21 protein-coding genes are annotated in these 22756 nt (G+C 71.2%); 7 read left to right on the top strand and 14 right to left on the bottom strand.

Going from position 1 to position 22756, the window contains the following annotated elements:
• Window positions 1-139 precede the first annotated feature (139 nt).
• The 3 genes from AB0B29_RS07165 to AB0B29_RS07155 form a co-directional block, all read right to left on the bottom strand.
• A complete protein-coding gene (locus AB0B29_RS07165; protein ID WP_362235046.1) occupies window positions 140-901 on the bottom strand; it encodes an SDR family oxidoreductase in 762 nt (253 codons plus the stop codon).
• 114 nt (window positions 902-1015) lie between these two features.
• Complete coding sequence (locus AB0B29_RS07160; protein WP_362235043.1) at window positions 1016-1399, bottom strand: VOC family protein; 384 nt, start codon at window positions 1397-1399, stop codon at window positions 1016-1018.
• A 182-nt stretch (window positions 1400-1581) separates the two neighbouring features.
• Complete coding sequence (locus AB0B29_RS07155; RefSeq protein WP_362235040.1) at window positions 1582-2622, bottom strand: NAD(P)-dependent alcohol dehydrogenase; 1041 nt, start codon at window positions 2620-2622, stop codon at window positions 1582-1584.
• 180 nt (window positions 2623-2802) lie between these two features.
• On the opposite strand from AB0B29_RS07155, the gene AB0B29_RS07150 reads away from it, so the two are divergent.
• Window positions 2803-3717 (top strand): helix-turn-helix domain-containing protein, encoded by a 915-nt coding sequence (locus AB0B29_RS07150; RefSeq protein WP_362235038.1) that lies wholly within the window; start codon window positions 2803-2805, stop codon window positions 3715-3717.
• A gap of 77 nt (window positions 3718-3794) precedes the next feature.
• Here the strand turns inward: AB0B29_RS07150 and AB0B29_RS07145 are convergent, their stop codons facing one another.
• The 5 genes from AB0B29_RS07145 to AB0B29_RS07125 form a co-directional block, all read right to left on the bottom strand.
• Entirely contained in the window at window positions 3795-7049 is a 3255-nt protein-coding gene (locus tag AB0B29_RS07145; RefSeq protein WP_436845807.1) for a S8 family peptidase, read from the bottom strand.
• A gap of 267 nt (window positions 7050-7316) precedes the next feature.
• The gene (locus AB0B29_RS07140; protein WP_362235035.1) at window positions 7317-8000 is read right to left on the bottom strand and encodes an ABC transporter ATP-binding protein; all 684 of its coding nucleotides are present in this window, start codon (window positions 7998-8000) and stop codon (window positions 7317-7319) included.
• 130 nt (window positions 8001-8130) lie between these two features.
• Window positions 8131-9582, bottom strand: a complete 1452-nt coding sequence (locus AB0B29_RS07135) for an ABC transporter permease (RefSeq protein WP_362235033.1) — start codon at window positions 9580-9582, stop codon at window positions 8131-8133.
• 143 nt (window positions 9583-9725) lie between these two features.
• On the bottom strand, window positions 9726-10991 hold the full coding sequence (locus tag AB0B29_RS07130) for a L,D-transpeptidase (RefSeq protein ID WP_436845798.1): 1266 nt from the start codon (window positions 10989-10991) through the stop codon (window positions 9726-9728).
• Between the two features lie 264 nt (window positions 10992-11255).
• On the bottom strand, window positions 11256-11585 hold the full coding sequence (locus tag AB0B29_RS07125; protein ID WP_362235028.1) for a hypothetical protein: 330 nt from the start codon (window positions 11583-11585) through the stop codon (window positions 11256-11258).
• A gap of 109 nt (window positions 11586-11694) precedes the next feature.
• Between AB0B29_RS07125 and AB0B29_RS07120 the strand changes: the two genes are divergently transcribed.
• Window positions 11695-12009 (top strand): hypothetical protein, encoded by a 315-nt coding sequence (locus AB0B29_RS07120; RefSeq protein WP_362235025.1) that lies wholly within the window; start codon window positions 11695-11697, stop codon window positions 12007-12009.
• A gap of 43 nt (window positions 12010-12052) precedes the next feature.
• Here the strand turns inward: AB0B29_RS07120 and hutH are convergent, their stop codons facing one another.
• The 3 genes from hutH to AB0B29_RS07105 form a co-directional block, all read right to left on the bottom strand.
• On the bottom strand, window positions 12053-13591 hold the full coding sequence (gene hutH, locus AB0B29_RS07115; protein ID WP_362235670.1) for a histidine ammonia-lyase: 1539 nt from the start codon (window positions 13589-13591) through the stop codon (window positions 12053-12055).
• A gap of 224 nt (window positions 13592-13815) precedes the next feature.
• The gene (locus AB0B29_RS07110; RefSeq protein WP_362235023.1) at window positions 13816-14964 is read right to left on the bottom strand and encodes a GGDEF domain-containing protein; all 1149 of its coding nucleotides are present in this window, start codon (window positions 14962-14964) and stop codon (window positions 13816-13818) included.
• 294 nt (window positions 14965-15258) lie between these two features.
• Window positions 15259-16059: an enoyl-CoA hydratase/isomerase family protein gene (locus AB0B29_RS07105; RefSeq protein ID WP_104777690.1), complete on the bottom strand. Its 801-nt coding sequence runs from the start codon at window positions 16057-16059 to the stop codon at window positions 15259-15261.
• Between the two features lie 232 nt (window positions 16060-16291).
• On the opposite strand from AB0B29_RS07105, the gene AB0B29_RS07100 reads away from it, so the two are divergent.
• Window positions 16292-16975, top strand: a complete 684-nt coding sequence (locus AB0B29_RS07100; protein WP_362235020.1) for a hypothetical protein — start codon at window positions 16292-16294, stop codon at window positions 16973-16975.
• A gap of 62 nt (window positions 16976-17037) precedes the next feature.
• Here AB0B29_RS07100 and AB0B29_RS07095 read toward each other — a convergent pair whose 3' ends face one another.
• Window positions 17038-18144, bottom strand: coding sequence for an adenylate/guanylate cyclase domain-containing protein (locus AB0B29_RS07095; RefSeq protein WP_190902276.1), 1107 nt, complete (start codon window positions 18142-18144; stop codon window positions 17038-17040).
• Window positions 18145-18443: 299 nt separating this feature from the next.
• Window positions 18444-19310, bottom strand: coding sequence for a biotin--[acetyl-CoA-carboxylase] ligase (locus AB0B29_RS07090; RefSeq protein ID WP_362235017.1), 867 nt, complete (start codon window positions 19308-19310; stop codon window positions 18444-18446).
• 110 nt (window positions 19311-19420) lie between these two features.
• Between AB0B29_RS07090 and AB0B29_RS07085 the strand changes: the two genes are divergently transcribed.
• From AB0B29_RS07085 to AB0B29_RS07070, 4 genes are all read left to right on the top strand, one after another.
• Entirely contained in the window at window positions 19421-21025 is a 1605-nt protein-coding gene (locus tag AB0B29_RS07085) for an acyl-CoA carboxylase subunit beta (protein ID WP_362235014.1), read from the top strand.
• A 25-nt stretch (window positions 21026-21050) separates the two neighbouring features.
• The gene (locus tag AB0B29_RS07080; RefSeq protein ID WP_362235012.1) at window positions 21051-21260 is read left to right on the top strand and encodes an acyl-CoA carboxylase epsilon subunit; all 210 of its coding nucleotides are present in this window, start codon (window positions 21051-21053) and stop codon (window positions 21258-21260) included.
• Window positions 21261-21368: 108 nt separating this feature from the next.
• A complete protein-coding gene (gene mmpB, locus AB0B29_RS07075) occupies window positions 21369-21497 on the top strand; it encodes a morphogenic membrane protein MmpB (RefSeq protein ID WP_107092457.1) in 129 nt (42 codons plus the stop codon).
• 32 nt (window positions 21498-21529) lie between these two features.
• Window positions 21530-22150, top strand: a complete 621-nt coding sequence (locus tag AB0B29_RS07070; RefSeq protein WP_362235009.1) for a nucleoside triphosphate pyrophosphatase — start codon at window positions 21530-21532, stop codon at window positions 22148-22150.
• On the opposite strand, the gene AB0B29_RS07065 is transcribed toward AB0B29_RS07070, so the two are convergent.
• Window positions 22119-22595, bottom strand: coding sequence for a hypothetical protein (locus AB0B29_RS07065; RefSeq protein ID WP_362235006.1), 477 nt, complete (start codon window positions 22593-22595; stop codon window positions 22119-22121). The genes AB0B29_RS07070 and AB0B29_RS07065 overlap by 32 nt on opposite strands.
• Between the last annotated feature and the right edge of the window lie 161 nt (window positions 22596-22756).

Below are 22756 nucleotides of genomic sequence, written 5' to 3'. Positions count from 1 at the left end.
GGGGAGCCCCGGGGCACCAACGCCCTTCGTAGGCCAGTAGGACCGCGGCCGGCCAGGACTCCTAGGGCCGCTACGGACGCGACCGGCCGTCGACGGCAAGGCCCCCTGCGGACGCGGGGACGACGCGGAGAGGCAGGCCTCAGCCCAGCCTCTCCGCGAGGAACTCCTCCCAGGTGCGCTTGCCCTCCTCCGCCCCCGCCGGTGCCAGGTTCTCCCCCGCCCGGTACGCCCGCCCCGCCTTCCCGGGGATGCGCACCGGCAGCATGGGGCGGCGCCTGCCGGTCAGGCGGAGGTAGGGACGGGCCAGGGCGGCGAGGTCGTGGAGGTGCGGTCCGGCCAGGTCCGGTACCAGGCCGGAGGGGGCGCCGAGGGTCAGTTCCGCGAGGCGGGCCGCGACCTCGCGGGAGTCGACCGGCTGGAGCCGAAGCCCGCCGGGGACGGGGAAGACCGGCAGCTTCGCCATCTTCTCGACCATGCTCAGCGTGAGCTCGTGGAACTGGGCCGCGCGCAGGGTGGTCCAGGGGATGCCCGACTCGGCGACAGCCCGCTCCGACTCCAGCTTCGTCCGCATCCAGGCCAGCGGGACCCGGTCGGCGCCGATGACCGAGACGTAGACCAGGTGCCGTACGCCGGCCCGGGTCGCGGCGGCCACCAGGGTGCGGGTCGCCTCGTCGTCGCCCTTGGGGCCGCCCGCCAGGTGCAGCACGGTCTCCACCCCGTCGACGGCGGCCTCGACGCCCTCGCCCTTCAGCAGGTCACCGGTGACGTGGTCGATGCCGTCCGCGGCGGGGCGGGCGTGCCGGGTGAGGATCCGCACCTCGTGGCCGGACGCGCGCAGCAGCGGGACGACGTGGGCGCCGAGGGTGCCCGTGCCGCCGGTGACCAGGATCGGTGATGTCATGACTGCTCCCCAGCTCGTTCATCGGGTGATGTCGCCTTCGCCGGTATGACGGACGGCGGCGCGGCGATGTGACGAGCCGGGGTGCGGCGGCGGGCGGGCGGGGGCGCGGGCGGTTCAGCCGCCGCTGCCGTAGGGCCTCGTGATGATCTCCAGGCGGTGGCCGTCGGGGTCGTCGAAGTAGGCGCCGCGGCCGCCGTCGTTGTGGTTGATCTCCCCGGGGCGGCTGTGGAACGGGTCCGCCCAGTAGGTCAGGCCGGCCTCCTGGATGCGGCCGAAGATCTCGTCGAACTCGTCCTCCGAGACGAGGAAGGCGTAGTGCTGCGGCGTGATGGCGCCGGGGCTGTCCATGAAGTCGAGCGTCACGCCGTTGGGGATCTCGACCGGGAGGAAGGGGCCGTAGGGCGGGCTCACCTCGAGACCCAGGAGCCCGGCGAGGAACCGGGCCGATGCGCGCTTGTCATGGGCGACGACGATGGTGTGGTTCAGCTGCACGGTCATGACGGGCCTCCCCTGACTACCCGGCGAACCCCTTCGGTGCACTCCCCCACGAGTACCCCGCGTGCGGCCCGCCGTGCACGCCGAAAGCACTGAGGCCCCGCGGGCGCCCGCCGTGCATACCGAAAGCCCTGAGGGCCCCGCACACGCCGGGGCCCTCAGGGCTGCTGCACACGGGTCCTGGGTCAGATCGTCGCCGTGTCGATCACGAACCGGTAGCGCACGTCGCTGCTCTGGACCCGCTCGTACGCCTCGTTGATCTGGTCGCCGCGGATCAGCTCGATCTCGGCGCCGAGGCCGTGCTCGGCGCAGAAGTCCAGCATCTCCTGCGTCTCGGCGATACCGCCGATCATGGAACCGGCGAGCGTCTTGCCGCCGCCGATCACCGAGAAGAGGTTGAGGGAGACGGGCTCCTCGGGGGCGCCGACGTTGGCCAGCGTGCCCTCGGTCTTCAGCAGGGACAGGTAGGCGTTGAAGTCCAGCGGGGCGGACACCGTGGACACGATCAGGTCGAACGTGCCGGCCAGTTCCTCGAAGGTCTTCGGGTCGCTGGTGGCGTAGTAGTGGTCCGCGCCCAGCCGCAGGCCGTCCTCCTGCTTGCGCAGGGACTGCGACAGCACGGTCACCTCGGCGCCGAGCGCGTGGGCGATCTTGACGCCCATGTGGCCGAGGCCGCCCAGGCCGACGATCGCGACCTTCTTGCCGGGTCCGGCGCCGAAGCGGCGCAGCGGGGAGTAGAGGGTGATGCCGGCGCAGAGCAGCGGCGCGGCGACGTCGAGGGAGAGGCCGTCGGGGATGCGGACGACGAAGTTCTCGTCGACTACGACGTTCTGCGAGTAGCCACCGTAGGTGGGCTCGCCGTCACGGCCGACGCCGTTGTACGTCGGGACGTTGCCCTGCACGCAGTACTGCTCGCGGCCGGCCTTGCAGTTCTCGCACTCGCGGCAGGAGTCGACCATGCAGCCGACGCCCACGCGGTCGCCGACGGCGAACTTCGTGACGCCCGGGCCGACCGCGGAGACGACACCGGCTATCTCGTGGCCGGGGACCATCGGGAAGATCGCCTCACCCCAGCCCTCCTGGGCCTGGTGGATGTCGGAGTGGCAGATGCCGGCGAACTTGATGTCGATCAGGACGTCGAACTCGCGGACCTCGCGGCGCTCGATGGTGGTGCGCTCCAGCGGAGCCTTGGGGGCGGGGGCGGCGTACGCAGCAACAGTGGTCATGCCGGGGGTTCTCCTAGCGGGGTTGTGCGCCCGGCCGCCTTCTGGATCTTCTGACCGGGCACGATCACCAGCCTGCCCGAATCGCGAGGGCTCACCCAGACCACGGTTTTGCGTACGCACACGGTGCGTACCACTGGCGGGGTCAGGCTCGTGTGCGTACGACGGGGAATACTGGAACGCATGGACGAACAGCCCGAACCCGCACAGACGGCCGGTGGCGGCCTGGACCGGCGCGCCGACCTGAGTGAGTTCCTGCGTACCCGGCGGGCCCGGCTGCGGCCCGAGGACGTGGGGCTGCCCGACTTCGGGCGGCGGCGGGTACCGGGGCTGCGCCGCGAGGAGCTCGCGCAGCTGGCCGGTGTGTCCGTGGCGTACTACACACGGCTGGAGCAGGGCAACGGCCGCAACGTCTCGGCGGAGGTGCTGGACGCGATCGCCCGTGCTCTGCGGCTGAGTGACGCCGAACACGCGCATCTGATGCATCTGGCGAAGCCGAAGCAGCACAAGAAGAGGCCGGTGGCCCGCAGCCAGCAGGTGCGGCCGACGCTGCGGCATCTGCTGGACTCGATCGAGGGCGTTCCGGCGTACATCGTCGGGCGCCGTTCCGACATCCTGGCCTGGAACCGGATGGCGTCGGCCCTCTTCGGCGACTGGGCGGAGGTGCCGGCCCAGGAGCGGAACTGGGCGCGGATGGTGTTCCTCAAGCCGGAGTACCGCGAGCTGTATCTGGATTGGGAGCAGAAGGCGTCCGACATGGTCGGCTACCTGCGCATGGACGCGGGCTGCCACCCGGACGACCCGCGGCTGTCGGCGCTGGTGGGCGAGCTGTCGGTGAAGAGCGAGGACTTCCGCCGCCTGTGGGCCGCCCACAACGTGAAGGAGAAGAGCTACGGCGTCAAGCGCATGCGCCACCCCCTGGTCGGCGACCTGACCCTCTCCTTCGAGACGTTCCGCCTGGTCGACGACGCGGAGCAGTCCCTGGTCACCTACCACGCGGAGCCGGACACGCCGTCGGCGGAGGCCCTGCGGCTGCTGGCGAGCTGGGGCGCCGACGCGGCCCTCTCCGGCACCAGGGCTTCGACACCGACGGAGTGACGCGGCGGGCCCGCCGGAAGCCGAAGCTCCCGACGGGCCCTCAATGCGCTCGCGCTACTGCTCGGTTGCCGCGCGGCCTACTTGCCGTAGTACGCGTTGTAGATCGAGATCGTCGACTTGTTGCCCTTCTTGTCGGCGATCTTGGCGTGGAAGGAGATGCCCTTGCCCTTCGCCGGGTTCTTGACGCTCACCTTGCCGTCCTTGACGGTGAGCTTCTTCCAGGTCTTGCCGTAGTCGTACGACACGTACACCGACAGCGACTTCAGGTTGCTGCCCTTGGCCGCGCCCTCGACGCTGACCGGAACCTTGACGGTCTTGTCGGCCGGGGCCTTGCTGTCCAGACCGGTGGCCGCGTTGAAGCGAACCGTGGAGGCGGGCAGCTTCGTGATGCCACTGGCCTTCTTCGAACGGAACGTCCAGCTGGCGTCGACCCGGGTGGAGGCGGACGCGACCTTGACGCTGCGCTTGACCGACGTGGTCAGCTTGTACTCGGCGTCGGCGGCCGGGACCTTGAACGCCTTCTCACCGAACAGCGGGTCGTCGTTGCTCCCGACCTTGGTGCCGTTGCGGTAGAGGGTCGTGTCGACCGCGGAGAACGTCGAGTAGCCCACGTCGCCCCTGCCGTCGGCGAACAGCGGCAGGGAGCCGTAGATCTGATTGCCCTCACGGATGACGCCGAAGTCGCCGGTCAGGCTCGGCCCGAAGACGGCCGTGTTGACGGTCTTGGAGTAGCTCTTGCCGGCGGCGAACGTGTGCGTGCCCATCGTGTAGGCGGCCTCGTCGATCGGGAAGCCGTCCGCGTCCACACCGCCGTACTGGCTGAACTCCAGCTGCCACTTCACGCCACCCTGCGCAGACAGGTGGAGTGTGCGGGTACCGGGCAGGGTCTGCTGGATGCCGATCGAGGAGGCGCCGCTGCTCCCCGGCATCCAGCCCACCGCGTTGATCGAGCCCTTCTTGCCGCTCGCCGAGGCGCCGAGGCCGGCCTTCACCGTGGCGAGCTCGCTCGCCTTGTAGTGCTTGGTGAAACCGGTGGCCAGCTGCTTGACCGGGCCGCCGGCGATGGTGTCGTACTCCTCCGCGCCGCCCTTGGACCAGTGGCCGTCCCACTGCTGGGTCACCGAACCGTCGGTGATCTGCGGGCCGACGTGGGCGCTGCGGAAGTTGTCGTAGGAGTCCAGCCACCAGCCGAAGCCGTAGCTGGTGTCATCGGTCTCCACCGTGTAGTCGGCCGAGGCGAACTCCGACTTGACGCCCGTGGCCGGGACGGTGATGTCCACCGGCTTGGCCTTGCGCGCGTCCAGGGTGACCGTCGTGTTCTTGGTGAGGTTCAGCTTGGGCTGGGCGAGCCAGTCCACGCCCTCGAACTTCTCCGGGTCGTCGCCCACGAAGATGCTCGTGTTCAGGATGTAGGTGCCCTTGGGGAGGCGGGCGGTGACCGTGCCGTCCGCGTCGTACGGCATGGCCTCCTTGCCCTGGCCCAGGCCGGCGATGCCGGTCAGGTCGGCGCTGTAGTTCTTCGCCGCCTTGCCGTCGCGGTCGAGGAACTTCAGCGTCACGTCGTACGACTCGACCTCACGCTGCACCGCCGCCGCCGTGCGGACGGTCTGGCCGTCGCCCGTCGCCGTCACGTACGCCGAGTACGCGCCGTCGACGGTGCCGCCCAGCTTGGTGTCGGCGGTGAACGGCACGGAGGCCTTGCCGCCGGCCGGGACCGTCACCGAGGTGGCGCCCAGCTTGAAGAAGCCGGCCGGGACGGCCTGGCCCTTCGGGTTGGTGGCCGTCGACGACAACTTCAGCGTGACGTCCTTCGTACCGAGGTTGCGGTACGTCAGCTCCTTGGTGACCGGCTTGTCGTCGGTGTGCGGCCACTGCTGCACACCGAAGCTCACCGAGCCCGGATCGGCGATCACGGACTGCGTGATGGCCTTGTCGACCTGGATCCGGCCCGAACCCTGCTGGAACGGGGTGTACTTGCCGCCCTTGGTGGAGCCGGTGAGGGCGCCCTTGAGCTCGGCGTACTTCCAGTCCGGGTGCTGCTGCTTGAGGATCGCCGCCGCGCCCGCGACATGCGGGGTCGCCATGGACGTACCGGAGATCGTCATGTAGCCGGCCGGGTTCTCGCCGACCTCCTGGGCTATCTGGTTGCCCGGGGCGGAGGCCGCGGTGATGTCCACGCCGGGCGCGGTCACGTCGGGCTTGAGGGCGCCGTCCAGGCCGGGGCCACGGCTGGAGAAGTCGGCCAGTACGTCCTTGTCGTCGACCGCTCCGACCGTCAGGGCCGCTGCGGCGCTGCCCGGGGAGCCGATGGTCTGCTCGCCGAAGTCGCCCTCGTTGCCGGCCGCGATGGCGAACAGGACGCCCTTGTCGTCGGACAGCTTGTTCACCGCCGCTTCCAGCGGGTCGATCGCGGGCGTGTCGCCGCCGCCCAGGCTCATGTTGATGACGTCGGCGCCCTCGGCGGCGGCCCACTCCATGCCGGCGAGGACCTCGGAGTCGCTGCCGAAGCCGCTGTCGTCGAGGACCTTGCCGTTGAGGATCTTCGCGCCGGGCGCGACGCCCTTGTACTTGCCGCCGGACTTCTTGCCGGTGCCGGCCGCGATGGAGGCGACGTGCGTGCCGTGGCCGACCTTGTCGGAGGTGTCGGGCGAGGTGGTGAAGTTCTTGGCGCCGATCACCTGGCCCTTGAGGTCGTCGTGGGTGGCGTCGACACCGGTGTCCAGGACGGCGATCTTGACGCCCTTGCCGTCGTAGCCGGCCGACCACGCCTTGGGCGCGCCGATCTGCGCGACGGACTTGTCGAGGCTGGCCTTGCGGACGCCGTCGAGCCAGACGTGCGCGATCCCGGCGGCGGTCTTCTCGCCGTTGGTGACCGCGTCCCAGAGCTCGGGGGTGTTCTTCTGCGGTGTCTGCACCGCGTCCGCGTTCACGGACTTCAGCGCGCGGCTCAGGGTGCCGGCCTCGCGGACGTCGGCCTTGGTGGCCGCGGCGCTGCCCTGGTAACCGACGATGACCTTCAGGCCGTGCTTCTGGGCCTTGCGGGTCGCGGACTTGTTCAGCTCGGTGACGTCGAAGAGCCGCTGGTCGAGCTTGCCGGAGGCGACCAGGCGGGCGGCGTCGGCCGGGATGACGAGGGTGTGGCCGTCGACCTTGCGGACCTGGGCGGGTACGTTCTCCCGGCCCTTGGCGTGTTCCAGGCCGATGACACGGCCCTTGGCGTCGAGGACGACGCGGTCGCCGGTGATCAGTGTGATGCGGTGCTTGGCGGTCAGGGACGCCGGCTCGGCGGCCGCTGCCGCCTGTTCGCCGCTGGCCGACGCCGGGCTGGTCATGCCCGCCGCCAGGGCCACGGCAGCCGCTGTGGCGACCGTGGCCGCGCACGCCCTTTTCACTTGTCTGCGCAAGTTTCCCCCTTGCAGAAGAACCGGGCGAATTCCCCGTTCACCCGGCCGGGGGTGGTCTCGTACGCATGCACGTACACCCCCCGGAACACGCAGTATGCCGAGGGGTGATCAGGTGCTCAATAGATGAGAGGACGGTAAGAAATCCGTCGGCCGACTGTTACAAGGCCGTCGGAAATCCGTTACTCGGCCGCGTGGTTACGCACGCGCGTTCTCCTTGACGGTGATCCGGCCCTTGCGAATCGTCGCCAGGCGCGGGGCCTTCCGCGCTATCGCCGAGTCGTGGGTGACCATCACGAACGTGAGGCCGAGCTCCGCCCACATGCGTTCGAGTACGTCCATGATCTCGTCGCGCATCGATTCGTCGAGATTGCCGGTGGGTTCGTCGGCGAGGAGCACCTTCGGCTGTTTCACCAGGGCCCGGGCGATGGCCACGCGTTGTTGCTGGCCGCCGGACATCTCTCCGGGCAGATGGGCGAGGCGCTCGCCGAGACCGACCGACTTCAGTGCCTCGGCGGCCTGTTCGCGTCGCTGTTTCGGTTTCACGCCGAGCGGTACGAGGGCGGTCTCCACGTTTTCCTGCGCGGTGAGCGTCGGGATGAGGTTGAAGGACTGGAAGACGAAGCCGATGCTTTCGCTTCTGACCCGGGTCAGTCGTGCCTCCGGCAGTGCGGCGAGATCGGTGCCGTCCAGGACGACCTGTCCGGAGGTGGGGCGGTCCAGACCGCCGAGCATCTGCAGCAGGGTGGATTTGCCGCCGCCGGTGGGGCCCTGGATGACCAGCCGGTCGCCGTCGGGGATGGTCAGGTCTATGCCGTCCAGGGCTTGGACGGTGTCTTTGGACCGGGTGTAGTGCTTGGTCACGGCTTTGAGGTCGTACATCTGTGGGCTCCTGGGGTGATTCGTCGAGTGCGGGCGCGTGGGGGTTGTTCGCGCTCACGCGGCGGAGCCGCATATCGATACAGCCCCGCGCCCCTGGGTCGGTGCTTTGCCGCCGGCCGGGGGGAAGTGCCTACTCCACTCGCCGCAGCGCGTCCGCCGGGCGTAGCCGGGAAGCCCGCCAGCCACCGAAGGCTCCCGCGATCAGCCCGCCCGTCACGGCCAGAGCCACCGCCAGGGCGATGGTCGTCAGGCTCACCGGTGCGGTCAGGGCGACGTCGAGGGTCTTCGTGGCCGCCGCACGGCCCGGGCCGCCGCCGAAGCCGCCTCGGAAGCCCTCACCCCCGCCACCCTCGCCCAACTGCGCCTGCAGGGTGGGGCTGACGGCTGTCACGGCGTACGCCCCCGCCAGTCCCAGCGCGATCCCCAGCACACCGCCCACCAGGCCGTTGACGACCGCCTCTCCGACCACCTGCCGCGTCACCCGGCTCGACTTCCAGCCCAGGGCCTTGAGCGTGCCGAACTCGCGGACCCGCCGGGAGACCGCCGAGGACGTCAGCAGGCCCGCCACGAGGAACGCGGCCACGAGCACCGCGATCGAGAGCCACTTGCCGACACTCGCGGCGAGGGAGGAGGCCGTGGAAAGGGAGCCGGAGACGGTGTCGGCCAGGTCGGCCGAGGTGGTGACCGTCGTGCCCGGGATGTTCTTCCGGATCTCCGACTTGACGCCGGCGATCCGCTGCGAGTCCGTGGCCTTGACGTAGATGGTGGTGACCTTGTCCTTGGCGCCGGCCAGTGTCTGCGCCTGCTTCAGCGGGACGTAGAGGTTCGCGGCCGCGTCACCGCTGTCGGCCGTGGCGATGCCGATCACCTTGAAGGTGCTGCCCTTGATGGTGACCGTGGAGCCGGCCTTGAGCTTCTTCTCCTTGGCGTACGCCGAGTCGGCGACGGCGACCTTGGCGTTCGTCTCGGCCGTCGTGAACGTACGGCCGCTGGTGATCTTCGAGGAGGTCAGCGGGCCGAGAGCCGGTTTGGTGACGTCGGTGCCGTAGACCGAGTAGTTGTTGACGTCGAAGTCGGCGCCGCCGCCCTCGACCCGGCCCTGCGGCGAGGGCAAGGCCCCACCCCGGCCGCTGCCCTGCCCGCCTCCGCCCTCACCCTGCTCGAACCGGCCGCGCGTGAACGCACCGCTGACCTTGACGACCTGGAGGCTCAGTCCGCCCACCGCGTCGGCGACGCCGCTCTGCGCGTCGACCTTGCCCACGGTCGAACTCGCCAGCGTCTGGAAACCGCGCACCATGACGCGGTCGCTGCTCTGCTCACCGGTCGAGCCGTCGTCTCGTGCGTCGAAGCGGAAGCGCGGCCGCTCGGAGCTGCTCGCGGCGGGTGCCGCGGCCTTGGTGACGGTCATGTCCGTGCCCAGTCCGTACAGCGACTGGAGGACCTTGTCCTGCGCCCTGCTCATACCGGCGGACACGGACGTGACGACGATGACCAGCGCGATGCCCAGCGCCAGTCCGGAGGCGACGACGAGGGCCGCCTTTCTGCGGCGGCGCAACTCGCGCCTCAGGTAGGTGAAGAACATGGCCGCAAGCTAGGGGCGGTCCGTGATGAGGGCTTGAGGCCGGCCTAAGAGGTGGATGAGAACAGCGACAAGGCCGCCGCCCACCCCTCGTCCGGGGTGGGCGGCGGCCTTTCGTCAGCCAGGCGGTGAGAACCGGCGCGTCGTCAGACCGCCGAACCGGCCTTCCAGTCGGCCCAGCTCATGTTCCAGCCGTTGAGGCCGTTGTCCGGCGCGACCGTCTTGTCGCCGGTGTTCTCGACGACCACCACGTCACCGATGATCGAGTTGTTGTAGAACCAGGCGCCCGGGGTGTTCGGGTCGTTGGCGCCCTTGGCGTCCTGCAGGCCGACGCAGCCGTGGCTGGTGTTCACGCTGCCGAAGATGGACTTCGCGCCCCAGTAGTTGCCGTGGATGAACGTGCCGGAGCTGGAGAGGCGGATGGCGTGCGGCACGTCCTTGATGTCGTACTCGCCCTTGCCGTCGTCGTCCGTGAAGCCCACGGTCGCGCCGTTCATGCGCGTCTCCTTGAACTTCTCGGACATCACCATGATGCCTTCGTAGGTCTTGTTCTCGGGCGAACCGGCGGAGATCGGGATCGTGCGGACGACCTTGCCGTCCTGCGTGATCTTCATCTTCTTGGTCTTCGCGTCGACGTACGAGACCTGGTTGCGGCCGATCTTGAAGGTGACCGTCTTCTGCTGGACGCCGAAGACGCCCTTGGCTCCCTCGACGCCGTCGAGCGCGAGCTTCAGCGTGACGGTGGAGCCTTCCTTCCAGTAGTCCTCGGGCCGGCAGTCCATGCGGTTGGCGTTGAACCAGTGGCAGGCGACCTCCTGGCCGCTGGTCGTGCTGACCTTGATGCCCTTCTGGACCGCGGCCTTGTTGGTGATCGCCTTGTCGAAGTTGATCGAGACCGGCATCCCGACGCCGACGGTGGTGCCGTCGTCCGGCGTGAAGTTGCCGATGAAGCTGTTGGCCGGGGAGACGGTGGTGAACGAGGCGTTCTCGTGGGCGACGCGGCCGTCGGAGTCCTTCGCCTCGGCAGCCAGCTTGTAGGTGGTGGAGCGCTCCAGCTGAGCGGTCGGCTTCCAGCTGGTCTTGTCGGCGGATATCTGGCCGCTCACCTCGGCGCCCTCGGACGTCGTCATCTTGACGTTCGTGAGCGTGCCCTTGCTCACGGTGACGGCGGCGGAGTTGTTGATGGAGGCGTTGTCGGAGCCGTCCTCGGGCGTGATCTTGATCTGGGCCTCGGACGTCTTCTTCGCCGCGGCCTCGTCGACCTTCGACTGGGAGCTGTCGCCTCCGTCGTTCCCCGAGGCGTTGTCGTCGCCGCCGGAACAGGCCGAGAGCATCAGAACTCCGCCGAGCAGTGCGGACGCGACCGTCAGGCCCTTGCGCCGCTTACTGACCGTCATCACACGCTTCTCCATCGTTGCCGATTTCCCCAAAACCCCGAGTGCCCCCGTCACACCGAGTGCCCCGTCACCACTGAGTGCCCCCGCCGGAACTCGTGAGTCCTCATCCGGAACCTTCAACGCTACGGGCGGCTCGTCCGGTTCCCCAGGTCGCGCAGGTGTGGGGATCACCACGTCCATGACGGACGGTGCCGGCGATACGGGTGCGGTCGGTGCGCCGTTTGAGACGCGAAGACCCCGGGCGGCGGTTGCCACCCGGGGTCACGATTCCCGGACGGTTCAGCCGTCGCTGTCCTCGCCATCATCCTCGTCCAGGTCCCATTCCGGCGACTCGGGGTCGTAGTCGACCCGCTCGCTGCTCCAGGACGCCTGCTGGAGTTCCACCCCGGGCACCTCGCTGACCAGGTCGAACGGGTCCACGAGGTAGGCGAGGGCCTCCGCGGTGTCTTCCGTCACAGCGCTCTCGGCGTGGGCCCGCTCCGCCGCGGGCATCTCCGCCTCGCCGGCGATCTTGCGCAGCGCGGACTTGGTGACCGCGTCCGCGTCGTCCACCTCGAGAACGAGATCCACCCGAAGCCGTACAAAACGTGATGTCTCTGGAGTGCTCATGGCGGGAGCGTACGTCCAGGCCCTCCCGTGACTTTCCCGTGACCCGCGACTTTCACTAACATCGCCCCACACGGCCAATTCGCCGACGTCACAAGGGGATCGATATTCCGTGTCATCCGCTCGCCGCCCGTTGCTGACCGCCACCGCCGCGGCGTCCCTGCTGGGCGCCATGTGGTTCGTCCCGTCCGCGAACGCGACGCCCGACTCCCCGGTGAGAGACGCGGTATCGACGAGCCCGTCGCCGCAGGTCACGGAGCAGGCCCGGATCGCGGCCACGGCCGCCGAGGCCCCTGTCGGCGGCGAGCGCCTCGCAGACACCGGCACCTTCGACAGCACGCCGTACGTGATCGGCGGGACCTTCTGCCTGACACTGGGCGCCGGGTTCGTCGCGTACTCGGTGCGCCGGGAACGCCTCGGTCTCTGAAGGCCGTTGAGGGGCCCCGCCGGACGGCAGGACCCCTGCCGCCCTACTGGAGTGGCCCGGTGACCTTCTCCACGGCGGCCAGCAGCCGCCCGTCGCGCACGAACGCGTCCGCCGCTGCGAGGTCGGGCGCGAGGAACCGGTCCGGCCCGGCCCCCTCGACCCCGGCCTCCCGTGCGGCGTCGATGGCCGCCCGCGTCGCGGGTGCCGGGGTCAGTCCCTCGCGCAACTCCACTGCGCGCGCGGCGGCGTAGAACTCGATGGCGATCACGCGCGTGAGGTTGTCGACGGCCGTGCGCAGCTTGCGCGCCGCCGACCAGCCCATCGACACGTGGTCCTCCTGCATGGCGGAGGACGGGATCGAGTCGGCGGACGCCGGTACGGCGAGCCGCTTCAGCTCGCTCACCAGCGCGGCCTGCGTGTACTGAGCGATCATCAGGCCCGAGTCCACACCGGCGTCGTCGGCGAGGAACGGGGGCAGGCCGTGGCTGCGGTTCTTGTCGAGCAGCCGGTCGGTGCGCCGCTCGGCGATGGAGCCGAGGTCGGCGGCGGCGATGGCCAGGAAGTCCAGGACGTAGGCGACGGGCGCCCCGTGGAAGTTGCCGTTGGACTCGACCCGGCCGTCGGGCAGCACGACGGGGTTGTCCACGGCGGACGCCAGCTCGCGGTCGGCGACCAGCCGGGCGTGGGCCATGGTGTCCCGGCCGGCGCCCGCGACCTGCGGGGCGCAGCGCACCGAGTAGGCGTCCTGCACGCGCGGGGCGTCGTCCTGGTGGTGCCCGGTCAGGCCCGAGCCCTTCAGCACGGCCAGCATGTTGGCGGCGCTGGCGGCCTGCCCCGGGTGCGGCCGGATGGCGTGCAGTTCGGGGGCGAGGACCTTGTCGGTGCCGAGCAGGGCCTCCAGCGACAGGGCGGCGGTGACGTCGGCGGACCGGTAGAGCGTGTCCAGGTCGGCCAGGGCCATCACCAGCATGCCGAGCATGCCGTCGGTGCCGTTGAGGAGGGCCAGGCCCTCCTTCTCCCGCAGTTCGACCGGCTGGATGCCGTGCGCGGCGAGGAGTTCGGCGGCCGGGCGTACGACGCCGTCGGGGCCCTCGGCGTCACCCTCGCCCATCAGCGCGAGAGCGCAGTGGGACAGCGGTGCGAGGTCGCCGGAGCAGCCGAGGGAGCCGTACTCGTGCACGACCGGGGTGATCCCGGCGTTGAGGAGGTCGGCCATGGTCTGCGCGACCTCGGGACGTACGCCGGTGTGCCCGGAGCAGACGGTCTTCAGCCGCAGGAACATCAGGGCGCGGACGACTTCGCGCTCCACGGCCGGGCCCATCCCGGCGGCGTGCGAGCGGACGATGTTGCGCTGCAGCTGTGCGCGCAACTCCGGGCTGATGTGCCGGGTCGCCAGGGCGCCGAAGCCGGTGCTCACGCCGTACACGGGGTCCGGCTTGGCCGCCAGCGCGTCCACGATCTCGCGGGCCGCGGCGAGGGCGGCCACGGCCTCCTCGGAGAGCTCGACGCGGGCGCCGCCGCGCGCCACGGCGAGCACGTCGGACGCCGTGACCCCGGCCGTCCCCACCACCACAGTGTGCATATCCATATTCAGGAGCGTACGCAGTGAATTCGGTGATGTCACCACTGGGGGCGGCGTTCACCCCTTACCGAATGCGTCACATGGCCCGGGCGGGGGTGGGGGCGCGTGCCGGATCGGGGCGCGAGCGGGGTGCGGGTGCGGGAGCGCGGCGTGCGGGGTCAGGGGGTGTGAGGGGCCAGGGGGTGCTGCATCAGCTGCATCAAGGGGTGCGGGGGCGTGCGGGGTCAGGGCGCGTGCCGGCCCCGGAAACGCCGGCGCTCACCGCCGGCCTCCTGGGACGGTTCGTCCGCGAGTCGCACGACGGGGTCGTCGGGTCCGGCCCGGCCCGCGACGACCGGCCTGGCCGCCCGCTCGGCCTTGGCCCGGTACTGGGCGGCGTCGGCGAGCCGGAACAGCCGACGGGCCGAGCGCACCGGCCCGATCGGATCCTCGGTGGAGGCGACCCCGCAGGCCACCCCGTCCCCGAGCTCCAACTCCGCGGCCCTGCGGCACAGTTCGTTGGCCGCCTTCACGACCTGGTCGGCGGACGGCCCGACTGCGAGCAGACAGAACTCGTCCCCGCCCAGCCGCGCGGCCAACGCCCCCGGCAGCATGGCCCCGCACAGCGACAGCACCGACCCGAACCGCTCCAGGAGCCGGTCACCGGCGGCGTGTCCATGGGTGTCGTTGACCCGCTTGAGCCCGTTCAGATCGCAGACGACGAGACTGACCACGGCGTCGTCCCGGCGGTGCCGCTCGATCGCCCGCTCCAGGCGTACGTCCACGGCGCGGCGGTTGGCGAGTCCGGTGAGGGAGTCGGTGAAGGCGAGCCGCCGGACCTCCTCCAGCCGCTCGGTCTGGGCGAGGCCGGCGGCCACGACGGCGGCCAGGACGGTGGCGAAGTCGGCGTCGCCCCGTCCGAAGACGGCCTCACCGGCCGGCCGGGCGACATACAGCTCGCCCCAGGCCCGTCCGTGCAGCACGATGGGCGCGACCACGCAGCAGCCGCGGCCGCGGCGCCGCAGGGCGGCGACCCGCTGGTGGCAGTACCCGGGCCGCCCGGCGGCGGGCCCCTCGGCGGTCTCCACCCACGCGTCGGGCTCCCCGCCACCGGCCCACTGCTCGTGCAGGAACTCGGTGATCTCCGCGAACTGGTGCACCGGGTAGGCCTCGTCCTCCGGGAACTCCTCTTCCCCTTCCGCCAGCTCGCCCACGTTCACCAGGACCCGCAGCCGCCCGAGCTCGCGCTCCCAGACCGACAGCGCGGCGAAACTCCCGCCCAGTGCCCGGCACGCCCCGGCGGCCGCGGCGCGCCACGCCTCACGTGACCCGTGCGCGGCCGCCATCCCCTGAGCCAACGCGACGACGGCCGCGAGCCGTCTGTCCTCACCCATCACTCCAGGCTAGGGAGTTTTCAGCCAAACCGTTCTCTCGACGGTGCGAACGGGGAGGGCCGTGTTCACAGGCGGCGGGCGGCATTCACAGGGAGGCCGTCCGGCTGCGGGCGGTCGGGCGACTGGGCGACTCCGGACCGCTCTGGACGACTCCAGGCCCCCGGGATCCTGGGCTCCCGGGCCTCCGGGCCTCCGGGCTTCCGGGCTTCCGGGCCTCCAGGTTTCCGGGCTTCCGGGCTTCCGGAACGGAGCCGGGGCCCCGGCGTGGCGTACCGGGGGGGGCCGGCCCTCAGCTCACTCGCCCGGCCACTGCGGCTTGCGTCGCTCGTTGAAGGCCGCGACCCCCTCCGCCCGGTCACCCGAGAACGCCGTCGCCCGCCACGCCGCGTCCTCGACCTCCAGCCCGGCCCGCAGGTCGAGCCCCTGCCCGAGCCGCAGGGCCCGCTTCGCCGCCCGCAGCCCCACCGGCGAGTTTCCGGCGATCCGGGCCGCCAGCGCCAGCGCCTCCTCCCGGTCCCGTCCCTCCTCGACCAGCTGATCGACCAGCCCCAACTCGCCCGCTTCGACGGCCTCCACCCGCCGCGCCGAGAAGATGAGTTCGGCAGCCCGGGCCGCGCCGACGCGCCGCGGCAGCAACTGTGTGCCCCCGCCGCCGGGGATCACCCCGACCGACACCTCCGGCAGCCCCACCACCGCGGTCCGGTCCGCCACGATCACGTCGCACGCCAGTGCCAGCTCGAACCCGCCGCCGAGCGCGAACCCGTGGACCGCAGCCACCGTCGGCACCGGCAGCTCCAGCACGCCCGTGTAGGCCCCCCGCGTCACCGGCCGCTGCCGCAGCAGGTCCGCGTCACTGAAGGAGTTCCGCTCCTTCAGATCCGCCCCGACGCAGAAGGCCCGCTCATGCGTCGAGGTCAGCACGACCGCCCGTACGTCCCGGTCCTCCCCCAGCGCCGTACAGGCCCCGGCGATGGACCGCGCCATCTCCGTCGACACCGCGTTCATGGCCTTGGGCCGGTCGAGGACGAGCTCCGCGACATGCCCCTGCTCATGCCGCCGCACCAGCACGAACTCCCCGAACCGTTCCTCACTCATGACACCCTCCGGTTAACGCGGGTTAACAAGGTCGACGCTTCGATCATCGCAGCCGCACCCGACCCGCGAAAGGGCGGACTCACCCGGCTTCCACCACCCCCCGTCCACCCGTTCGAGTGACATCACCCCAACTCCGACCCAACCGCCCATGGCAGCGCATAGCGTGCGGTCCCCCACGGCGCGCAGGGGGCGCATGTGCTGCGGGGAGGGACCGTTCCGGGGAGGGACCGCGATGACGACGAACACGCCGACGAGGCCACGAGAGGACACCGAAGCCGCCACGGCACCGCATCGACGTCAGCCCGCGCCCCACGAGCCGTCCCCGGCCGGGGACGGCCCCGCCGCAGCGCGTGTCCGGGGTCGTCACCGCAAGACCCGCCCCCGCAAGGTCCTGCTCGCCGCCGGCGGCCTCGCCCTCGCCGCGGGCGCCCTGAGCCTGCTGCGCCTGACCTCCGGCCCGGGCTCCGAGGCCGGCACCCTCGGGGCCGGACCCCGCCCGGACCCTGCCGCCACCTCCACGGACTCCACGGACGACGTCACCCGCACCGCCGCGACCCTCCCGGCCGCCCCCGACGCGAGCCCCTCCTCGCCCACAGCCCTGGGCGGCCTGACCCCGTCACCGGTGACCAGGGGCGCCCGGCCGCCCCGGTCCGCCACGGCCGGCACCCCGGGAGCGGCCACGGCCGACACCCCTGCAGCCACCACCATCCCCAGCACGCCGAACGCCCCCGCCCCCGCACCGACGGCCTCGGACCCCGGCGACGCGCCGCGCCCGGCGCCTTCTCCACCCGCACCGCCGGCCCGGACCACACCGGCCCCGGCACCCGCACCCGAGGAGCCGAAGAAGCCCCACGACCCGGACCTGTGCGTGCCGGTCATAGGCCTGTGCGTGGACTCCCCGCTCGACCACCCCTGATGTGCGAGGCGAGGCACTCCGGCATGGGGACCCGACGCTCCGGCAGGGGCAGACCGGAGCGGCTACGGTGCCCCGTCGCGCCGCGTGAGCAGCCAGGGCTCCACGACGCCCAGCCCACGCACCGGCCGCTGCCACATCGGCTGCAGCCCGAACCGGTACGCCGGAGGCTCCTCGCCCTCCTTCTCCGCCGCCGCGGCCTCCTCGGCCGCCTCCGCCTCCGAGGCCGGGGCGTCCTGCGTACGGATCAGCTCCTCGGCGAAAGCGGTGTCCACCAGCACGGCGTCCTTCGGGGCTATCGACGTGAGCCGGGAGGCCAGGTTCACGGTCGTACCGAACACATCACCCATACGGGTGGTCACCGTGCCGAACGCCATGCCGACGCGCAGCTCCGGCATCGTCTCGTCGTGCGCCATGGTCTCGATCAGCCGCAGGGCGATCTCGGCGGCCGTGCCCGCGTCGTCCGCGGCGTAGAGCACCTCGTCGCCGAGGGTCTTGATCAGCCGCCCGCCGTTCGCGGCCACCAGGTCCGCGGCCGTGGTCTCGAAGGCCTCGACCAGCTCGCCGAGCTCCTCCTCCTCCATGCGCCGGGTCAGCCGCGTGAACCCGACGAGGTCGGCGAAGCCGACGGCCAGGCGCCGGTCGACCATCTCCTCGTCGTCGGCGGCCTGCACGACCCGGCCCGCCGAGGCGGCGAGCTGGCGGCGCCAGACGTAGACCAGGAACTCCTCCAGCTCGGGCAGGAGCAGCTCGACGATCGGATACGTCACCTCGGTGCGGGTCATGCCCGGCTCGGGCGGCTCGGTCAGCCCCTCCAGGAAGGAGTCGATCTGCCACTCGGCGAGCCGCGCGGTGGTCTGGCCCGTGGACCGGGCCACCTGTACGGCCATCGCCTCGCTCAGCAGACCCGCCTCCACGAGACCGGCCAGGCGCCGCAGCGCGAGGACGTCGGCCTCGGTGAGGGCCTTGGCCTGACCGATGTCGGCGAAGCCCATGGCCCGCCAGAAGCGGGAGGCCAGTTCCATGGAGACACCGGCGCTGCGGGCCGCCTGAAAAGGGGTGTAGCGGCGCTCGGCGCCCAGGATGAGCCCTTCGAGGCGCAGGGCGAGCGGATCCTCGCCGGAGTCGGCGCCCTGCGCGTCCTCGCCGGAACCCGAGTCGTCGACGGTCACGCGTGTTGCCCTTCCGATCTGTCACGGTCATGTATCGACCGGCCTCAACTCTACGGCAGGTGTGCGCCAGCTCACTCCGTCAGGTTCAGCCGAGGGGTGGGTGCCCGGTGCTGTCAAGGGACCCGGCGCTGTCCCACCACCCCCAGGGGGCTCCGCTCCCTGGACCCCCGATCGGCCTGAACGGCCTCGTCCTCAATCGCCGGACGGGCTGGAAACACCTGGCCCGCGCCCAGCCCGGACGCCTCCGCGCTGAGCTCGGGCACCTCCGCGCCGAGCTCGGCGCGGGCCGCCGGGGCAGCTCAAGCCGGCCGCAGATGCACGATGTCCCCGGCCCCGACCGGCTCCTGCACGCCGGCCGCCGTCGCCAGCACCAACCGGCCGTCCCCGTCCACCGCGACGGCCTCCCCCACGATCGCCCGATCCCCCGGCAACTCCGCCCGCACCTCCCGCCCGAGCGTCGCGCACCCCGCCGCATATGCCTCGTGCAACCCGCATGCCCCGGCGTCGCCCCGGGCCCCGCGCCACTTGCCGTACCAGTCCTCCAACGAGCGCAGCACCCCTCGCAGCAGCGTGTCCCGATCCGTGCTCACCGCCCCGGCCAGGCCCAGCGAACCCGCCGTCGGCACCGGCAGCTCCTCGTCCTTGAGCGAGACGTTGATGCCGACCCCGATGACGACCCCGCCGTCACCGGCCCGCTCGGCCAGGATGCCGCCGGCCTTGCGCTCCGCGCCCCCCACCGTGACCAGCAGGTCGTTCGGCCACTTCAGGGCCGTGTCCACGCCCGCCGCCCGGGACAGCCCCGTCGCCACCGCCACCCCCGTGAGCAGCGGCAGCCAGCCCCACCGGGCCACCGGCACCTCGCCCGGCGTGAGCAGGACCGAGAAGAAGAGACCGGAGCGCGGCGGCGCCGTCCACCGGCGGTCCAGGCGGCCGCGGCCCGCCGACTGTTCCTCGGCGATCAGCACCGCGCCCTCGGCGGCCTCCCCCTTCTCCGCCCGGGCCACCAGATCGGAGTTCGTGGAGCCGGTGCGCTGCACCACGTCCACCTCCGACCACAGCCCTCCCGGCCGCACCAGACCCCGGCGCAGGGCGGTGACGTTGAGGGGCGGACGGTCCAGGTCGGACCAACGGCTCCCGTTCGGCTCTGATGCATCTCGCGGCGTCATGCAAGCCACCCTAGGTGTGGTAAACGCCGCACTGCCGATGCGGAGGCACCCCACTAGTCTACGGATGAGTAACCGTCCCCCCTTTTGAGCAGGCAGGGAGCCGCATCCCGATGTCCGAGCCGGAAGAGCAGCAGCAGCCCGACATTCACACGACCGCGGGCAAGCTCGCGGATCTGAAGCGACGCATCGAGGAAGCGACACACGCCGGCTCCGCTCGTGCCGTCGAAAAGCAGCACGCCAAAGGCAAGCTGACAGCCCGTGAGCGGATCGAGCTCCTGCTCGACGAGGGCTCCTTCGTCGAGCTCGACGAGTTCGCCCGGCACCGCTCCACGAACTTCGGCCTCGACAAGAACCGCCCGTACGGCGACGGGGTCGTCACCGGGTACGGCACCGTCGACGGCCGCCCGGTCGCCGTGTTCTCGCAGGACTTCACCGTCTTCGGCGGAGCCCTGGGCGAGGTCTACGGCCAGAAGATCGTCAAGGTCATGGACTTCGCCCTGAAGACCGGCTGCCCGGTCATCGGCATCAACGACTCCGGCGGGGCGAGGATCCAGGAAGGCGTCGCCTCGCTCGGCGCCTACGGCGAGATCTTCCGCCGCAACACCCACGCCTCCGGCGTCATCCCGCAGATCAGCCTGGTCGTCGGGCCGTGCGCGGGCGGCGCGGTCTACTCCCCGGCCATCACCGACTTCACGGTCATGGTCGACCAGACCTCGCACATGTTCATCACCGGCCCCGACGTCATCAAGACCGTCACCGGCGAGGACGTCGGCTTCGAGGAGCTGGGCGGCGCCCGCACCCACAACGCGACCTCCGGCGTGGCCCACCACATGGCGGGCGACGAGAAGGACGCCATCGAGTACATCAAGCAGCTGCTGTCCTACCTGCCGTCCAACAACCTCTCCGAGGCGCCGGTCTTCCCCGAGGAGGCCGACCTCGAGGTCAGTGACGAGGACCGCGAGCTGGACGTGATCGTCCCGGACAGCGCGAACCAGCCGTACGACATGCACGCGGTGATCGAGCACGTCCTTGACGACGCGGAGTTCTTCGAGACGCAGCCGCTGTACGCGCCGAACATCGTCACCGGCTTCGGCCGCGTCGAGGGCCACCCGGTCGGCATCATCGCCAACCAGCCGACGCAGCTCGCCGGGTGCCTTGACATCAAGGCCAGCGAGAAGGCCGCCCGCTTCGTGCGGACCTGCGACGCCTTCAACGTCCCGGTGATCACGTTCGTCGACGTCCCCGGCTTCCTGCCCGGCGTCGGCCAGGAGCACGACGGCATCATCCGCCGCGGCGCCAAGCTGATCTACGCCTACGCCGAGGCGACCGTCCCGCTCGTCACGATCATCACCCGCAAGGCCTTCGGCGGCGCCTACGACGTCATGGGCTCCAAGCACCTCGGTGCCGACCTCAACCTCGCCTGGCCCACCGCCCAGATCGCCGTCATGGGCGCCCAGGGCGCGGTCAACATCCTGCACCGCCGCACGATCGCCGAGGCCGAGGCGAACGGTGAGGATCTGGAGGCGGTCCGGGCGCGACTGATCCAGGAGTACGAGGACGCCCTCCTCAACCCCTACGTCGCGGCCGAGCGCGGTTACATCGACGCCGTGATCCTGCCGTCCGAGACCCGCCGGCACGTCGTACGGGGTCTGCGTCAACTGCGTACGAAGCGGGAATCCCTGCCTCCGAAGAAGCACGGCAACATCCCCCTCTAGCCCGCAGCGAGCCCAGGAGGCCCACATGACGATCAAGGTCGTACGGGGCAACCCGACCCCGGAGGAGCTGGCCGCCGCCCTGGCGGTGGTCAGGGCGCGCGCCGCGGCGGCGGAAAGCGCCCCGCCCGGCGCGCCGACGTCCCGCGATTCCTGGTCCGACCCGTCCCGCATCGCGGCCCACCGCCTGCCCCAGCCGGGGCCGTCGGCGTGGGGCCGCACCTACTGGCCGGGTTAGAGCGCCCGGCCAGGGGCGCGGGGACCGCGCACGGTCGAACAGACGCGGGGCGCCGATTTGAGTACCGCTACTCAGGCGCCCCGCCCTGCCAGGCCGCACGCTGGTGACATGCTGTGGTCCGACCCCGAGAACGAACCGCCCGAAGAAATGCGTGACATGCAGGACATGCTGCGGCGGCTGAGCGTTCTCCTGGCCCTGGCCATGGTGCTGGGGATGATCGTGATCGGCGTGAGGTGAGCCGCGCCGGGTGACGCCGATACGCTGAACGCATGACAGATCAGCCGCGCCGCCGACTCGTCCTCGCCTCCCAGTCCCCCGCCCGGCTCGGCCTGCTCCGCCAGGCCGGCCTCGCCCCCGAGGTGATCGTGAGCGGCGTCGACGAGGACGCCGTCACCGCTCCCACCCCCGCCGAGCTGGCGCTGGCCCTGGCCGAGGCGAAGGCCTCCGTCGTGGCGGCCCGGCCGGAGGTCAAGGGGGCGCTCGTGATCGGCTGCGACTCGGTGCTCGACCTGGACGGCCAGGCCCTCGGCAAGCCCGCCGACGCCGAGGAGGCCACCGCCCGCTGGAAGTCGATGCGCGGCCGGGCCGGCACCCTCCAGACCGGCCACTGCGTCTACGACACGCTCACCGGCCGGTACGTCTCCGCCACCGCCTCCACGGTCGTCCACTTCGGCGAGCCCACCGACGAGGAGATCGCCGCCTACGTCGCCTCCGGAGAACCCCTCTACGTCGCCGGGGCCTTCACGCTGGACGGCCGTTCGGCCCCGTTCATCGACGGCATCGACGGCGACCACGGCAACGTCATCGGCCTCAGCCTCCCGCTCCTGCGGCGGCTGCTGGCCGACCTGGGCCTCGGCATCACGGAGTTGTGGGCGCCGGCGGAGAAGTGACCGGGGACCCGTCGCCGCTCTTCTGGCCCCCTGGCGGGGCGTCGGCGGGCTCCACCGGACGGTCGTACGTCATCAGCAGCAGCACGATCAGGGCGAGGACCAGCACCATGAACAGGAACGCCGGCCAGCCGACGAGCCCCCAGGTGAACGCGCCCAGCACACCGTGCACGACGGCCGCGCTGATCAGCAGCACGCGCCCGAAGCCCGCCGGGGGCCGGTCCCGCAGCGCCACCAGCAGGGCGACCAGCCCGCACAGGGCGAAGTAGAGGCCGAAGACGATCCCGCCGATCTTCGACGACATCGACATCATGTGCGGGTCCAGGCCGGCCAGCGACATGTCCTGCCGGTCGACGACGACCCCCAGGAACCAGTTGAGCGCCGCGAGACCGAACGCCTCGGCGAACAGCACCACCGCCACGACCCACGCCACCGGCCTGCGTATCACCGGGCCCACCCTCTTCCCTCTGAGACACCGCGAACGCTACTAACCGGTAAACCGGGGGACAAGGGTCCGGCAGCGGGCAAAGAATCATTGGGCCATTCGTAGGGACTCCACAAAGAAACAGAGTGGCCCGCAGCACGTGATGACAGAGACCTTGACCACAG

Origin of the sequence: Streptomyces tibetensis, assembly GCF_040647715.1 — a bacterium.
Taxonomy (GTDB): Bacteria; Actinomycetota; Actinomycetes; order Streptomycetales; family Streptomycetaceae; genus Streptomyces; species Streptomyces tibetensis_A.
This window is presented reverse-complemented; position numbering and strand designations above follow the sequence as displayed.